We start from the raw sequence: 16,217 nt of genomic DNA on the forward strand, positions 1-16,217 counted from the left end.
CTGCAATACGTAAAAAACACGCAGTTGGATTTTATAAATTCTCTCTGAGTATCAGGTACTTACTTTGTACACTTTTCATGCTTAACTAATTTCGGAGAAATGTCATCTAAATAATTCATCCTCAAGCCACTTTATCGCTAATTCGAGGGATTGCTCATACCCCTGTGTAATTGATTTGGTTTTGATTTTCTTCGCTTTGCCGTAATCACTGTAAATAGCAACCAGTTGATTATCCAGATGCGGTGAAACAGGGTCACCTTCCAAAGCCAATGCCAAAATAGGAACACTTGTCTTACTGTTAGCCAGCAAGCCTTGCACCTTCAATGACCAAGCCATCAGTTGCCCAGAAAGGCTATTGATATCCACTGCTCCTTTACCAAGACGCGAAGCCAATACGTCCAAGTGCATCTTAGGCATCTGCTTAAGTTTGTCCGCATGAACAAAGATATCGTGGATCGGTGCGCCAAGAGAGATACAGGCTTTGAGTTTGTGCTGCTCAAGGAAGGATAACCTCACCATCGCGTTACCACCGAATCGGAACCCAAACAGACCGACTTTATGATGGTCCACCCATGGAATGTTAGGCAGTTCATTCAGCACGGCTTGATGCAGGCAAGAAGAATCTTCCGTCAAAGGCCAATGCGAACTGTGCCCTATCGACGGCATATCAATCGTTAGCATCGCAATGTTTTTCGGTGCTAGGTAATCTCTAAACAAACGCCACATGTCAGTTTGCAGACTATCTAAACCTGCACTCACGATCACGACAGGTTGTGGTTTATCTGTTTTGGTTAGATGTAAGTTCGCCTTAATCTTTTTATTTTGATACGGCACTTCGATTTGTTTGACGATCAATTTGGTGTGTTTGATCGCTTCAGAATACGCCGCATTCGCTAATACCTGTGCCTGAGCAGCAAGGTTATCGTTCTTTAGATGTGGGTAGCCCGCAATGCTGAAACACAGCGATGCTGAAAATAACTCTTCAGCCATTTCTTCGCCGTTCTTTTCATTAGAGCGATTCTGATGCTGCATACCCAGCTTGGTCCACTCGTATGCCCAGTTACCGCTGCGATAGCCCATCACGGTGTCTAGCCACTCGTCCGTCGTGCGTGAATTGTCTGATGACGCAATGCGAGCCAATACCGCTTCTTGCTCAATTGGGTTAACGCCTTGCCATACCCACTGAAGACGTCTTAGGTTTCGATACCAAGATGAGTTCTGCTCTTCACGCTTTTTATCCAACAGTTCTTCTGAACTTGGCATGTAGCGAGTAAGCATTGAGGTCTCTTTGGCCTGCTTGTGCTTTACAAACAAGGTTTCCGAAAGGTTCGAGCTCGTTTCTTCTGATTCAGACATTGGGATACTTAATAAGAAATGGTTGTTACTAATCATATAAAAAAAAATGACCCTATAAAGGGTCATTTCTCAAAAAACTAAGTTTACGCTTATTTTGACTTGCGATTTACTGGCTCAATGAAGCTTAAGCTAGTATCCCAAGGTTGCTCAATCCATGTATCTTGAGCGATATCCACGATGTACTCGTCTAATAAATGTGCACCAGATGGTTTTGCACAAACAGCAATCAGTTTCGCTTTAGGGTACATTTCGCGAAGCTTGCGTGCAGTGTCACCACTATCAACAAGATCTTCAACGATTAAGAAGCCTTCACCATCACCTTCAGGTGCTTTAACTACAGTCATATCACGTTGGTGATCGTGGTCGTAGCTAGAAATACAAATCGTATCTACGTGACGAATACCTAGCTCACGAGCCAAGATTGCACCGGGAACCAAACCACCACGGCTTACCGCCCAGATGCCTTTCCACTGCTCTGCTGGCATTTGCTTTTCAGCAAGTTGACGGCAGTAAGTCTGCATGTTGTCCCAAGTGATAATGAATTTGTTGCTCATAGTATAAAACCTAATAATTTTGTCATGTTATTAGAGGCTATTTCAAACATAGCCTCTTCAGCGATTAAGCAGAAATCTAGACGATTAAGCGAAAATATATTTAAGAATAAAGATAACGGACATTACCCATACCGCAGGTGAAACGTCGCGACCTTTACCACTTAGCAGCTTAATTGCAGCGTAAGCGATGAAACCTAGTGAGATACCCTCAGCGATAGAGTACGTCAGCGGCATAAGCAGACATGTTACCACGACTGGTGCGGCTTCCGTAAGATCACGCCAATCAATGCCAACTAGGCCAGACATCATCAGAATTGCTACATAGAAAAGTGCACCTGATGTTGCGTAAGCCGGAATCATACCTGCAAGTGGCGAGAAGAAAAGAGCCAGTAGGAATAAGATACCAACAACAACCGCAGTTAGACCGGTACGACCGCCTTCAGCAACACCCGCAACACTCTCAACATAAGAAGTTGTGTTTGATGTACCTAGCAATGCACCAATAGATGTTGCTGTAGAGTCAGCAAGCAGTGCTTTGTTCAAGCGCGGTAGTTTACCGTCTTCTTTGATTAGGTTTGCTTTCGTTGCAACACCAACCAGAGTACCCGCTGTATCGAACAAATCGACGAACAAGAATGCGAATACCACTGAAATCATACCGATTTCAAATACAGCAGAGAAATCAAGCTGCATGAATGTAGGTGCAAGGCTTGGTGGTGTCGACATGATGCCGCCGTATTGAACGTCACCGATCGCAATACCAATCGCTGTGATAGCGAGAATCGCGATCATTACTGCGCCTTTCACACCACGGTGAACAAGAGCAATAGTAATGAAGAAACCAAGCGCGCCTAAGATAGGAGCAATCGCGGTAATGTCGCCCAGTGAAACTTTAGTCGCTGGGTTAGAAACCACGATGCCTGCATTGCTAAGCGCGATAAACGCAAGGAAAAGGCCGATACCCGCAGAGATACCAACACGCAGAGACATAGGAATCGAGTTGATAATCCATTCACGAATCTTAAAGATACTTAAGAAGATGAAGATCACGCCTGATACGAAAACCGCTGCCAGAGCAACTTGCCATGTATAACCCATACCCATTACAACAGCGTAGGTAAAGAATGCGTTCAAACCCATGCCTGGAGCTTGAGCAATTGGATAGTTAGCAACAAAGCCCATGATGAAACAGCCAATAGCAGCCGCTAAACAGGTTGCTACAAATACAGCGCCATGGTCCATACCAGCATCAGCTAGAATCATTGGGTTTACAAAAATGATGTAAGCCATTGTTAGGAAGGTTGTTAGACCTGCGATGATTTCAGTGCGCACATTGGTGCCATTTTCACTGAGTTTGAATAGCTTTTCGAACATTATCGAATCCTATAAGGGTAAAAAGTAAACGGTTGCGTAAACGATTGGCTGTGGATTATAAAGTTATCAAATAACAAATTCCAGATAGAATTAAGGCTCTAATCGATATTTATCAGAATGCCGTATGAAACAAAGCGATTAAAAACGAGAAGTAACAAGAATAATAATAATTAAAAACAATAGTTTAAGTAAAATAAAGGCGATGAGATTACTTGGTTATTTTTTCAACCATCGGTTATTTCCATTGAGAATGTAGCCATCATATTCTCAATTTAAACCCACAAGAGTTGTGTATTTTTCAACAGAATCAGTAATAAGACGCGAATTGATATTTTGGCGTTTAAAAAACAACCACTCAGAACAGCAAAGAAAGTGACAAGCGAAAGCGGTTTGGGAAAGTAGCAGGCAAAAAAAACGCCACTCAAAACTGAGTGGCGGTAGAATCTGTCAACCAAAAGGGCTGTAAAAGAATTCCAATATATAGGGGTGAACAAAACTGTTCGAGTTACATGCTTACGGTATTAGTAACCAAAGCTTGTAGGGTATGCAAAGTTGCTAGTGTAAACAGAGCTGTTAATCCAGAACATTGCAGATGGTAAACCTTTCATAACTATCACCTTAATAAATCAATAAAAAACGAATTTGATTTCTCGGTTCCTTGGAGGCGATAAAACGGACTCATCCTTTGAGCATTTACTCTTCATCTCAGAAGTTGGTTATTAATATACCTCAAAGAAAAAAGATTACAAGTATTTTTTGCTATACGTCACACTTTTGGCCATTTATGGTTATTCTGAAAACTTATTTCTGTAATTAAATTACAAAACGGGATTAAACAAACGTTTGCTCGCGCCATTTATAAGCATCGAGTCTCTTAATTATGATCAGGTGGACAAGATCGCTTTCAAAATTTGAGGTATTTGAGGTTTATAACCGCTACTCGTCAAAACGCTCAAGTGGTATGCTGTTGCCATCAAAACAGACCCATATTTTAGATTTTTATTCTAAGTTTTTACCTATAGAAATCCTAAATATATGGTTATCAAATAAAAAAGGAGTCATCCGTGTCTGAATTCCATTCTGAGATCAGTAAATTGTCCCCTGCCCCTATTTGGCAGTTTTTCGATAAAATTTGTTCAATCCCGCACCCTTCGAAACATGAAGAGGAGCTTGCTCAATACATTATTGCTTGGGCAACAGAGCAAGGCCTAGATGTACGTCGCGACCCAACGGGCAACGTATTCATCAAAAAGCCAGCAACGCCGGGTATGGAAAACAAAAAAGGTGTCGTGCTACAAGCTCACATCGATATGGTTCCACAAAAGAACGAAGACACTGATCACGACTTTACAAAAGATCCAATCCAGCCATACATCGATGGCGAATGGGTTACAGCAAAAGGCACAACGCTTGGTGCTGATAACGGCATGGGCATGGCTTCTTGCTTAGCCGTTCTTGCTTCGAACGAAATCCAACACGGCCCTATCGAAGTTCTACTCACTGTAGATGAAGAAGCAGGCATGACTGGCGCGTTCGGTCTTGAAGCCGGTTGGTTAGAAGGCGATATCCTTCTTAATACTGACTCAGAGCAAGAAGGCGAAGTGTACATGGGTTGTGCGGGCGGTATCGACGGTGCAATGACATTTGAAATTGCACGTAATGCGATTCCAGCTGACTTCGTAACACGCAAGCTAACGCTAAAAGGCCTAAAAGGCGGTCACTCTGGTTGTGACATCCACACCGGTCGTGCAAACGCAAACAAACTGATTGCTCGCTTCCTAGCGGGTCACGCAAAAGAGCTAGACCTTCGCATCGTCGAATTCAAAGGTGGTAGCCTTCGTAACGCAATTCCTCGTGAAGGTTTCGTAACGGTTGCGGTTCCTGCGGCAAACCAAGAAAAACTGGCTTCACTATACAACTACTACACTGAGCTACTTTCAACAGAGCTAGGTAAAGTAGAAGACAGCATCGTGACTTTCAATGAAGAAGCTTCTGTAGAAATGGGCGCACTAGCGTCAGCAGACCAAGCTCGCTTTATCGCGGCACTTAACGCATGTCCAAACGGCGTGATTCGTATGAGTGACGAGATTGAAGGTGTTGTTGAAACGTCTCTAAACGTAGGTGTTATCACAACGGAAGAAGATTCAATCACAGTACTTTGCTTGATCCGCTCTCTAATCGACTCTGGCCGTAGCCAAGTAGAAAGCATGCTTCATTCTGTTGCTGAACTAGCAGGTGCTAACATCGCGTTCTCTGGTGCTTACCCAGGTTGGAAACCAGACGCTGATTCAGAAATTATGCATATCTTCCGAGACATGTACGAAGGTATCTACGGTCACAAGCCAAACATCATGGTTATCCATGCTGGTCTTGAATGTGGTCTGTTCAAAGAACCTTACCCGAACATGGATATGGTTTCTTTCGGCCCCACGATCAAGTTCCCACACTCTCCTGATGAGAAAGTGAAGATCGATACTGTTGAATTGTTCTGGAACCAAATGGTTGCATTACTTGCTGCGATCCCAGAAAAAGCATAAATCGATTCGCTAGTGTTTTTCAGTAAATGGTGTTTTCCAATAAATGAGCTCTTCAATAAATAGCACTTTTCAGTAAACACCGTTTATTAAGAACAAAATAAAACAGGTACTCAATGAGTACCTGTTTTTGTATCTAATCTTTGTCACTGCTACTTGTGACTAAATAATTAAGCGCGTGAAGCCGCGTAGCTTTCTAGCTCATCAATTGAAGTTTGTGCCACGACTTCGCCGTCGATGAAGTACGTCACCATCTCGCCATCACGAACACCGATTAACGTCGCACGCTCACCAGACTGGTAAGTGATGTCCATTTGGATAGTGTTTTCGTCGATCTGCTGCATTTGACCTTTCTCAATCATATCGGCACTCGTGATCGGGCCTACTGGCGCTTCAGTCAGTGACTTATCAAGCTGATCGTTGATATCAAGGTAAGTATCAGTCTTAGTATCAAAGATGTGCGGAGCACCTGTTAGTGGGTTGCTACCCGTCCAGAACTCTAGTGAGTTGAATACTAGGTAATCGGCAGCAACCGTTAGACCATACGCAGGTGCAAGTAGTATGTTCAAACCACCACGAGCGTAACGGTTATCAACAGCCTTCACGTTAAACTTCATTAGATAACCGGTTACTGCGTTACTACCCACACAGCCAGATAGAGCGACAGAAACCACCGCCAGTGCAACGATCTTAGTAATTGTTTTTTTCATTTTTATCTCAATATATGAATTTGGCCGCCAAAAAATGGCGATGGATGATACCAACCAACCGAACAATAAATATCAGCGTTAAATCAATGTATTGTCAGGAAATTCACAATTCTAGCCCCCTTCTAACTAGCTAAATCAAAAACAGAAACCAATTAAGAAACCCCTCCATAAAAAAGTTTTGTCGTCACCGTAAAGCGATTGATTCGTACTAAAAATCAACGATTGATACATTCCGTGTTAACGAATTATCACCATGTTGAGAACAACCTAAATGGCAAGACTAAAACCTAATCAACCCTTCGAATTACTTGGTTATACTGTTCAGCCAGGACAGAGAATGGAGATTGAACTGCAAGCGGCTCAGCTTTACACGCATTCTCCACTTTCAATCCCGATTGAAATTATTCATGGTCGCCAAGCGGGCCCAACACTGATGGTAAACGCGGCGATCCACGGAGATGAACTAAACGGTGTTGAGATTGCACGACAGCTGACCAATGCGATTGATCCAAAGAAACTGAAAGGAACACTACTGGTTGTGCCTATCGTTAACGTATTTGGTTTTATCCATAAGTCTCGTTACCTACCAGACCGTCGTGACCTGAACCGTTGCTTCCCAGGAAGTGAAAAAGGATCACTGACATCACGCATCGCTCACACCTTCTTTGAGAACGTAGCGAAGCACTGTGATTACATTCTGGATCTTCACACAGGTGCGATTCACCGTACTAACTTGCCACAGATCCGTGCAAACCTGTCGAACCCTGAAACACTGCGCATCGCAAAAGCGTTCGCAACACCCGTGATCATAGATTCTCCACTGCGTGATGGTTCATTGCGCAGCGAAGCGGAAAAACTGGGTATTCCTGTATTAACTTACGAAGGTGGTGAAGCGCTGCGTTTTGATCACCTAGCGATTCGTGCGGGTTACCTTGGCGTGCATCAAGTGATGAAAGAAATCGGCATGCTGCGCCCTAACCGTAAGAAGTTACCAGAGCCAGTATTGAGTAAATCGACCAGTTGGATCCGCGCTGAATCAGACGGCATTTTGCGTAATATGGTAAGGCTTGGCGAACAAGTTGAAGCAGGACAAACCCTGGCTTACATCAGTTCTCCATTGGGTCACCAAGAAGGCCAAGTAATCACCACTAAAGGCGGTATCGTGATTGGTCAGCAAACTCTACCGTTGGTAAACGAAGGTGACGCAGTATTCCACATTGCTTACTTCAAACAAGATGATGATGAAGTGGGACAGTCTGTTGAAAGTTACATTGAAGAAGTCGCGGAAGACGATTGGCTGACAGCGCTAAACAACTAAGGACCGAATTCGGATAATTAATGAATCAGATACGTAGCCACCAGCCATTAAGTGGTTACGTGATCCAGACCAATACGCCACAAATGAAAAAGCCCCGATAAACTTTTAACTAGAAAGAGAAAAGCTATATCGGGGCTTTTTTTACTTGTCCCTTATCTTAAAATTAAGGGACCTGTAAATTAATTGTGCACTGGATTACTCAGCGTCTTCTTGCTCTTCTTCACGAGCTTTTGCGCGTGCTTCACGTGCTTGCTCAGCTTTAAGCTCTTTAGTGTGACGTAGTTCGTCACGCTCTTTACGCTGCTCTGATTTACGTTCGTTACGTTCAGCTTGGTTTGAGATGAAAGATGCTAGCTCTTTCTCTGCCCACTCTTGTGCTAGAGCTTCAGTTTCGAAACCAGACTCACGCTTAGATACTGTTGTGCTGCGAGATGTTACTTGACGAGTAATCTCTGCACACCAACCGTTGCGTTTTTCTGTAAGGCGGATATCAAATTTTTTGTTCTTAGACATGTTCTATTTCTTCCTAAGGGAGATCATTAAGGGATCGGTCACTTTGATAACTCCATCTAAGTGAGCATCTTTTAACACCATCCCTTGGTAAGCGCGGTATTAGAGCACAAATCAATGAATATTGCTGCAAATATTTGCAGCGGATCACACTCCCATGCTGCAAATCGTTTGCGCCGGATTTCAATGGGTTCGTAACTCTCGATTCACCATCAACTTCTGTGCAGTTTTATCGACAACAATGAAATGAACTATGCTCAAACAGAGATAAATGAAAGAGATAACCTGCAGGCTCAGGTTTACAGACTCTACTGTCTCGCCTACTCCGCCCATAATTAAAATAGCTAAGGAGTTGCTATGGATAGCTTCATCAAACATTTACCCAAGGTTGAGCTGCATTTACATATTGAAGGCACGCTAGAACCTGAGCTGATGTTCCAACTGGCCAAGCGCAATAACGTGTCGATTCCCTTTGATAACCCAAACCAAGTAAGAGACGCGTACCAATTCCACAATCTTCAGTCTTTTCTCGATATCTATTATCAAGGCGCTAACGTACTGATTCATGAACAGGATTTCTATGACCTGACTTGGGCTTACCTACTCAAGTGCCAACAAGATAACGTGGTTCATACTGAGATCTTTTTTGACCCTCAAACCCACACCGAACGTGGCATTGCCTTTGAAGTCATCATAAGTGGGATTACTCAAGCTTTGAATCAAGCCGAGCAAGAACTAGGGATCAGCAGCCAGCTGATCATGTGCTTTCTGCGCCATCTTGATGAAGACAGCGCTTTTGAAACACTCCAACAAGCCCTTCCCTACAAAGATAAGATCATTGCCGTCGGGCTGGATTCGTCGGAAAAAGGAAACCCGCCGGAGAAGTTTAAGCATGTATTCCAAGAGGCGATCAACCAAGGGTTCCTGACCGTCGCGCACGCCGGAGAGGAAGGCCCTGCGCAAAATATTAGTGACGCGCTGAGCTTGTTGGGCATCACCCGTATTGATCATGGCGTTCGCTGTGTAGAAGATGAAGACTTGATGGAACAGCTAATCGCTAAACGCACACCGCTAACCGTGTGCCCGCTATCGAATACCAAACTAAAGGTCTTCAACACCATGCAAGAACACAATATCGTCGAGTTGCTGAGAAAAGGGTTGCGCGTCACCATCAATTCCGATGATCCGGCTTACTTCGGCGGCTATATGAATGATAACTTCCTCGCCGTCGCCAATGCTCATCCACTGACTAAAAACGAATTAGCGCAATTCAGTATTAATGCTGTCGAAGCGAGTTTCATCTCGCCTCACGCCAAAGAAGATCTCATTGCACAAGTGCGCCAATATCTTGCCGAGAATACTCACTAAGAGAATAGACCTTTGAGAATGGAGCTTTGCTGCGATCAAAAAAGGGAAGCTCAGTGCTTCCCTTTCAAAATGGGCTCGAAAATCAATACGCTTACCCTGGATGACCATCCACTCTTGGCGTTAAAAGCATCATGCCGAACTTCCAGATAAATAACCCGAATGCTAACGTCCATAAACCCGCGCTGATGTTCACCATCTCAAATAAATACGCTGGGAAGAATGTCACACCTACGCTGCGAACCAAAGCCGCGATAAAAATAGCCGAGAACGCTAAAGCCATACTTGGCCCTTTATAGATAGCACGCCCCGTGTGCCCCATTGTCACGCGCGTAATCATCGCAAGAATTAATCCACTCAAACCGCCAATCGCAAACAAGTGCAGCATATTGTGGCTCGCGAACGGGTTGTCTAATAAACCTCGTAGCAGCAAACTTAAAGGAATACATAGGTAAGCTGCATGCAGCGACCACACCAAAGGTTCAGATAACGTAGTCCAAGGCTTCCAGCGGATAAAGCGCACCAACTGAGTCACACCTGCAAATACCATCAACTCATTGCCAACTTGAGCAAAGGTCAATGGGAAGAAGCTCAATACAAATAAGCCAACCAAAGGTAGATTCGCTAACCATTCCAACCAAACCAGTGGTTGTGCTTTTTCAAAATCGAAGCGACGTGCCGTGAAGAACGGAATAACTCGCCCACCCATCACTGATAGCAGCAAGGTAAACCACCACAACATCGCTTGCCAAACTGCAGACGATGGAAATGGAGGCATACCCTTAATAGTTGCGTAACTAGCAAAGTTCGCCACGATAGCCAATATAAACAGCGGTACAAAGAATAGATTCTTCCAGCCTTTCGATTTAACGACTCGGAAACCAATTTCGTAAGCGGCGAAGATTAAGAACAACGCCTCAACCGATGAGATCAGCCATAACGGTACGGGGGTCCAAAACAGAATACGAGGTGCTAACCACAAACCAACCAGTCCGACTAATCGATAGTGTTTGGTTCCATTGACACCCGTCCATGTTTGCACCGCAGTTAACACAAAACCGACCACAATCGCCATGGCAAAGCCAAACAGCATTTCATGTACGTGCCACCAAAGCGCCGGTACTTTTAGCATTTCTGGCTGACCGTTTTGGAACATGATGACCCAAGCCACAATCGCGATCACAGCATAGAGACTGCCTAAAAAGAAGAAAGGTCTAAAACCTAATCGAAGATATGCAGGAATCGCATCTTCTACACTTTTATCTGTGATATTTAACAAACTCGTTCCTCATTTCAGATAACAAGCCAAGAGTGGCTTCTGGAAATTGCTATTTCATAGTCAAATTCATGATGCAGTAATCATCACTGCAATATTACCTAACGTAATGCATGAAACACGCCAAAGGTATAAAACCAATAAAAACAAGCAACAAGGAGTCTTTATGCATCAATAAAGTGTCAATTAGACACACTCTATAAAAGTCATTTAGACTCATAGGTGTGCAAAATAAAAAACTACTGACATTTGATGAAGCCAAACATATAGTAAGACTAGTCTCAAATACAAAAGAACAGACAGGGAACGCGATGTATATTTTTGGTTATGGTAGCTTGATCAACTCCTCTTCTCGTCAACTCACAGGTCAAACAGGACAAGCGATTCCTGCGATTGTGCATGGCCTAGTTCGTCACTGGAGTAAGATCGATGACAGCTATGTTTTGTCACCTTTGATCGTGAATCTCGGTGAGGGACAAGTGAATGGAGTTTTGCTTGAGGTGGATGATATTGCGCTGACTGAGTTTGATCGCCGTGAGCGTGGTTATCACCGAATCGAATTAAAGGCCTCTCAGATAGAAAGCCAAAATGAGTTTAAACAGGATCAATCGATCTGGGTTTACATCAAAGACGAGATTGAAGCACCTTGCGAAAACAGCCCTATCGTTCAAACCTATGTCGATACGGTATTAGCAGGATGTTTAGAAGTGTCTGAAAGCTTTGCGGCGCACTTTGTTCAACACACACAAGGTTGGCATCACCCATTAGAAAATGATCGCCACCAGCCTAAATACGGCAATCTTGCTGGGGTTTCAGATCACCACCACAGTGTGATTGATGGCTTGATACTGACTGTTCGAAGCTAGTTGATGTACGTTATTAATGGATATACGTTGTTAATGGATGTAGATAGTTAATTGATCTACACAGTTAATTAATCTACATCGCCAGTTAATCTAGGTTGGTGAGCTGGATCGCTCTCCAACCTAAAACGATCTTAAACGACACGAATACCTGCAGGCATCGCACGTTCCGGGGTCAGCAATACACTTTCAGATTCATCTTCAGTTTCGGCACATAACAACATGCACTCAGAAGTGTGGCCTCTCATCTTCGCCTTCGCTAGATTGCACAAAACAGCAACCTGCTTACCCATCAACTCTTCTTCGGTGTAGTAAGGTACTAGGCTAGTCACCGTTTGTAGCGTTTTCTCACCGATATCCACTTGCACGATGTAAAGCTTGTCTGCGTTTTCATGACGCACAACTTCAATGATCTTACCCACACGCATTTCTAACTTAGCAAAGTCACCATAAGAGACAGTATCCATTTCTCACTTCCTATATTGATTTATTTTCACTCATTAAATCATTTACTAAAATTAAGTAAAATGTAAATGTTTACACTAGCATTAAGCCTAATAATTACAAGCGGTAAAGATCTCATTACTGGAAGTAAAATGAGAGTTTCGTTGCCTTGCACTCATTGTCGGTGTTAAATAGATGCAGCAATGTATAGAGGTTAAAAATGGCAACAATTAAAGATGTCGCAAGGGAAGCTGGTGTTTCTGTTGCAACCGTATCTCGAGTCGTAAATAAGTCTCCGAAGGCAAGTGCGAACTCAATTGAATCCGTCACCAAAGCGATGTCAAAACTCGGCTATCGCCCGAATGCCAATGCTCGCGCGCTGGTAAGCCAGAGCACCAATACCGTCGGTGTGTTGGTTGGTGATATCTCCGATCCTTTTTTTGGCACGCTGGTTAAGGCTGTCGATAATGTCGCTCGTGAGAACGGAAAGCATATCCTCGTCGGTAATGGCTCACACGATCGTGAAGAAGAAAGACAAGCGATTGAGTTACTGATCAATAGCCGTTGTGACGCCTTAGTGATCCACTCAAAAGGCCTGACAGACGAAGAACTGATTGCCTATGCAAAAGAAGTCAAAGGCTTAGTGCTGATCAATCGCTATATTGCTGAGATTGCCAACCGTTGTATTTTCTTGGACAACAAGAAAGGCGCGTATCTTGCGACTGAATATCTGATCCGTCATGGTCATAAAAATATTGCCTGTATCGCTTCATCGCACAGCATTGAAGATGCCGATGAGCGTGTACAAGGTTACTTGTCAGCACTCTCGGATTACAAAATAGCGTTATCTGACAGCTATATTGAGTACTCAGCTCCCACCAGTGAAGGGGGTGAATACGCCATGACCAACCTTTTGACTAAATCACTGCCAATCACAGGCATTGTTGCGTACAACGATTACATGGCGGCAGGTGCTTTGTCTGTCTTAGATGAGAACGGTATTCAAGCGCCGGACAAAATGTCGATCATCGGCTTCGATGATGGCTTGATTGCACGCTATATTCATCCAAAGCTAACCACCATTCGCTACCCGATTCAGATGATGGCAGAGAAAGCGACACGACTCGCGTTGCACTTAGCCAAAGGTGAAAACACCTCAACGGAGCCAATGATGTTCTCTCCGACTTTGGTGCGCCGTAATTCGGTAGAGAAAATCTAAGCTCTGGTCAACTCACCAAACAACAAACAAAAAAAAGCCCTAACAGAATCGCTTCTGTTAGGGCTTTCCTACCTTACTCTGATACCCAACAATCGCGCTTAATAAATCACACACTCGTTGAGCGCCACTTTTGCTCATCCCCCAAGAACAACGCGATAACTCACATCGTTCTATTCACAAACAAAAGCAATTGGCGTAACCGTTTTGAGCTAGAGCGTACTAGTTTGAAGAATCCCCCGAAAATTCAAACTGGTAACAGGTACGGTAGTTATATTCTTGTTCAGGCTTGAGAATACAACTGTCCTGCTTCCACTCTGGGTGGTTAGGAGAGTCAGGTAAGAACTGGGTTTCTAACGCCAAACCAGCGTAGTCTTCATAGCTGCCACCACTTCGGTTTGGTGTACTACCAAGACAGTTTCCGGTGTATAGCTGCATTGCAGGTTTGGTTGAAAATACTTTTAGTGAGACTAGCGCGTCCGGTGACGTTACGGTCGCAGCGCATTGAGTGCGCTTGCAGCCGTCAGCTAATAAGAAAGAGTGGTCGTAACCCTTTGCTGCTTTCTGCTGTTCATCACCCAACAAACGCTCTGAGATCATCATAGGCTGATTGAAGTCGAAGCTGGTCGATTTCACCGATTTAAGATTGCCTAATGGAATACCTACCGAGTTGGTCGGTAAGAACTGATTGGCGTTGATGCTCACAATGTGTGACAAACAATCGTGGCCGGCTTCTGCACCAAGTAAATTGAAGTACGCATGATTCGTTAGGTTGACTACGGTCGGCTTGTCTGTGGTTGCAGAGTAATTAATGGAAACTCGATTGTCTTCGGTGATGTCATAACGCACCGACACATTCAAATTCCCCGGGAATCCTTGGTCGCCATCAGCAGACTCAAGAGTAAACATCACTGACGTTTCGGTTTGCTCGGCAATATTCCAACGACGTTTATCAAAACCGTTCGGACCACCATGTAAAGTATTGCCCGCTTGGTTGGTTTCCAGCTTGTAGTTTTGACCATCAATTTTGAAACGACCATTGGCTATGCGGTTAGCATAACGACCAACAGTTGTACCCATATAGCTGGCTTGTTTATCGAAGTTCTCCATTGAGTTAACACCCAACAAAACCTCTCTTTTATTTCCCTTTACTGGCAGGATACAGCTCAACCATGTTGCACCAATGTCCATGAATGTCACTTCCATGCCACGCGTATTTGATAGCGTCACTAACTGAGCGGGTTGGCCATCATAGGCTGGAGTTTGTGTCATGGATTGATGCAGGTTTTGCTCTTGTGTCATTCTAAATTCCTTCTAGTGCCAGTAAAAAGCCTCTACCTGAAATAAAGGCTTTAGCATTTGGCCTACCATGATCTTTTCACTTGGTAAGCTCTATATTAAGTCTCGAAGCCGTTAGATTACTTCAACTAAGCCTGCTCCGTCTTTCGCTTGGCACACATAAATAGATTCTTTTAGACCCGTCGCCGCTTGATATTTCTGTTCAACGGTTGTTTTAATTTCATCAACCAATGCAGGTGGAACCAATGCCACAATACAACCACCGAAACCACCGCCAGTCATACGCACGCCACCTTGGTCACCGATCACGTGTTTTACCAGCTCAACTAAGGTGTCGACTTCTTTGACTGTAATTTCAAAATCATCACGCATTGACGCATGTGATTCAGCCATCAATTCGCCCATGCGTTTCATGTCATGAGTACGCAGAGCTTGAGCCGCTTCAACGGTACGGTCATTTTCAGTGATCACGTGACGGGCACGTTTCGCGACCATTTCATCCAACTCAGACTCTTTCGCTTTGAACTGTTCAATAGTCACATCACGAAGTGCAGGAACACCAAAGATGCGCGCCGCTTCTTCACACTGTTCACGACGCGTATTGTATTCGCTGTCGACCAAGCCGCGTTTCTTGTTCGAGTTGATGATAACCACAGCCATATCTTCTGGCATAGAAACCGCTTGAGTCTCTAGGCTACGACAATCCAAAAGCATCGCATGATTTGCACGACCTTCAGCTGAGATCATTTGGTCCATGATGCCGCAGTTACAGCCTACAAATTCGTTTTCGGCTTGCTGACCATTCAATGCAACTTCAGCTTGGCTGATCTCTAGGTAGTAAAGCACCTTGAATGTCTGACCGATGACCACTTCCAGTGCCGCAGAAGAACTTAAACCTGCACCTTGAGGCACGTTGCCCGTTACAGAGATGTCTGCACCTGTAAATTCAAAACCACGACCTTTTAAGCACTTCACCACACCACGAATGTAGTTAGCCCACATCTTATCTTGTTGGAATGTGATCTCTTGAGTTAAGTCGAACTCATCCACTGCATTTCCGTAGTCCACTGATACTACGCGCACGATGTTGTCGTCACGCTTAGCCGCTGCCACTACCGTTTGGTAGTTAATGGCACACGGTAGAACAAAACCATCGTTGTAGTCAGTGTGCTCGCCGATCAGGTTCACACGGCCTGGCGCTTGGATAATATGAGTCGCTTGGTAACCAAGGACTTGCTCAAAAGATGCTTTCACGTTTTGGATTAGATCAGACATAAGTAAACTCTCTGCTTAAACTCTTTAATCAATTGGTTATGGCCCCTTTACGGCACCACTTTAATTCTTTTAGATCCCCTATCTCGTTCGTCTCTCACGGTAGGGAATGACAACATCGGCTTC

Annotated in this window: 15 protein-coding genes; 5 read left to right on the forward strand and 10 right to left on the reverse strand. The window is 44.1% G+C overall.

Features of this window, described 5'->3' with window-relative positions; genetic code table 11:
* Positions 1-102 precede the first annotated feature (102 nt).
* From frsA to vcdP, 4 genes are all read right to left on the reverse strand, one after another.
* Entirely contained in the window at positions 103-1,356 is a 1,254-nt protein-coding gene (gene frsA / locus DUN60_RS10815) for an esterase FrsA (RefSeq protein WP_026012376.1), read from the reverse strand.
* A gap of 89 nt (positions 1,357-1,445) precedes the next feature.
* Positions 1,446-1,910, reverse strand: a complete 465-nt coding sequence (gene gpt / locus DUN60_RS10820) for a xanthine phosphoribosyltransferase (RefSeq protein ID WP_017076234.1) — start codon at positions 1,908-1,910, stop codon at positions 1,446-1,448.
* A gap of 84 nt (positions 1,911-1,994) precedes the next feature.
* Complete coding sequence (locus DUN60_RS10825; RefSeq protein WP_004734411.1) at positions 1,995-3,284, reverse strand: NCS2 family permease; 1,290 nt, start codon at positions 3,282-3,284, stop codon at positions 1,995-1,997.
* A 521-nt stretch (positions 3,285-3,805) separates the two neighbouring features.
* Entirely contained in the window at positions 3,806-3,892 is an 87-nt protein-coding gene (gene vcdP, locus DUN60_RS25055) for a small protein VcdP (RefSeq protein WP_004734412.1), read from the reverse strand.
* A 456-nt stretch (positions 3,893-4,348) separates the two neighbouring features.
* Here vcdP and DUN60_RS10830 point away from each other — a divergent pair, with 456 nt between their 5' ends.
* On the forward strand, positions 4,349-5,821 hold the full coding sequence (locus DUN60_RS10830) for an aminoacyl-histidine dipeptidase (protein ID WP_017087469.1): 1,473 nt from the start codon (positions 4,349-4,351) through the stop codon (positions 5,819-5,821).
* 167 nt (positions 5,822-5,988) lie between these two features.
* Here the strand turns inward: DUN60_RS10830 and DUN60_RS10835 are convergent, their stop codons facing one another.
* On the reverse strand, positions 5,989-6,528 hold the full coding sequence (locus DUN60_RS10835; protein ID WP_114633934.1) for a DUF3332 domain-containing protein: 540 nt from the start codon (positions 6,526-6,528) through the stop codon (positions 5,989-5,991).
* Between the two features lie 271 nt (positions 6,529-6,799).
* Here DUN60_RS10835 and DUN60_RS10840 point away from each other — a divergent pair, with 271 nt between their 5' ends.
* Complete coding sequence (locus tag DUN60_RS10840) at positions 6,800-7,846, forward strand: succinylglutamate desuccinylase/aspartoacylase family protein (RefSeq protein WP_004734415.1); 1,047 nt, start codon at positions 6,800-6,802, stop codon at positions 7,844-7,846.
* 195 nt (positions 7,847-8,041) lie between these two features.
* On the opposite strand, the gene DUN60_RS10845 is transcribed toward DUN60_RS10840, so the two are convergent.
* On the reverse strand, positions 8,042-8,359 hold the full coding sequence (locus DUN60_RS10845) for a DUF3622 domain-containing protein (protein ID WP_004734416.1): 318 nt from the start codon (positions 8,357-8,359) through the stop codon (positions 8,042-8,044).
* Between the two features lie 354 nt (positions 8,360-8,713).
* Here DUN60_RS10845 and DUN60_RS10850 point away from each other — a divergent pair, with 354 nt between their 5' ends.
* Complete coding sequence (locus tag DUN60_RS10850; RefSeq protein WP_114633935.1) at positions 8,714-9,724, forward strand: adenosine deaminase; 1,011 nt, start codon at positions 8,714-8,716, stop codon at positions 9,722-9,724.
* A gap of 91 nt (positions 9,725-9,815) precedes the next feature.
* Here DUN60_RS10850 and DUN60_RS10855 read toward each other — a convergent pair whose 3' ends face one another.
* Complete coding sequence (locus DUN60_RS10855) at positions 9,816-11,000, reverse strand: NnrS family protein (RefSeq protein ID WP_065205068.1); 1,185 nt, start codon at positions 10,998-11,000, stop codon at positions 9,816-9,818.
* Between the two features lie 308 nt (positions 11,001-11,308).
* Between DUN60_RS10855 and DUN60_RS10860 the strand changes: the two genes are divergently transcribed.
* Positions 11,309-11,863: a gamma-glutamylcyclotransferase family protein gene (locus tag DUN60_RS10860; RefSeq protein ID WP_017080053.1), complete on the forward strand. Its 555-nt coding sequence runs from the start codon at positions 11,309-11,311 to the stop codon at positions 11,861-11,863.
* Between the two features lie 131 nt (positions 11,864-11,994).
* Here the strand turns inward: DUN60_RS10860 and DUN60_RS10865 are convergent, their stop codons facing one another.
* Positions 11,995-12,327, reverse strand: a complete 333-nt coding sequence (locus tag DUN60_RS10865) for a tRNA-binding protein (RefSeq protein ID WP_114633936.1) — start codon at positions 12,325-12,327, stop codon at positions 11,995-11,997.
* Positions 12,328-12,524: 197 nt separating this feature from the next.
* Between DUN60_RS10865 and DUN60_RS10870 the strand changes: the two genes are divergently transcribed.
* Complete coding sequence (locus DUN60_RS10870) at positions 12,525-13,523, forward strand: substrate-binding domain-containing protein (RefSeq protein ID WP_114633937.1); 999 nt, start codon at positions 12,525-12,527, stop codon at positions 13,521-13,523.
* A 219-nt stretch (positions 13,524-13,742) separates the two neighbouring features.
* Here DUN60_RS10870 and galM read toward each other — a convergent pair whose 3' ends face one another.
* A complete protein-coding gene (galM, locus tag DUN60_RS10875) occupies positions 13,743-14,822 on the reverse strand; it encodes a galactose-1-epimerase (RefSeq protein WP_114633938.1) in 1,080 nt (359 codons plus the stop codon).
* A 111-nt stretch (positions 14,823-14,933) separates the two neighbouring features.
* A complete protein-coding gene (gene galK / locus DUN60_RS10880; RefSeq protein ID WP_114633939.1) occupies positions 14,934-16,094 on the reverse strand; it encodes a galactokinase in 1,161 nt (386 codons plus the stop codon).
* Positions 16,095-16,217 lie beyond the last annotated feature (123 nt).

This window comes from Vibrio splendidus (assembly GCF_003345295.1).
Classification (GTDB): domain Bacteria; phylum Pseudomonadota; class Gammaproteobacteria; order Enterobacterales; family Vibrionaceae; genus Vibrio; species Vibrio splendidus_K.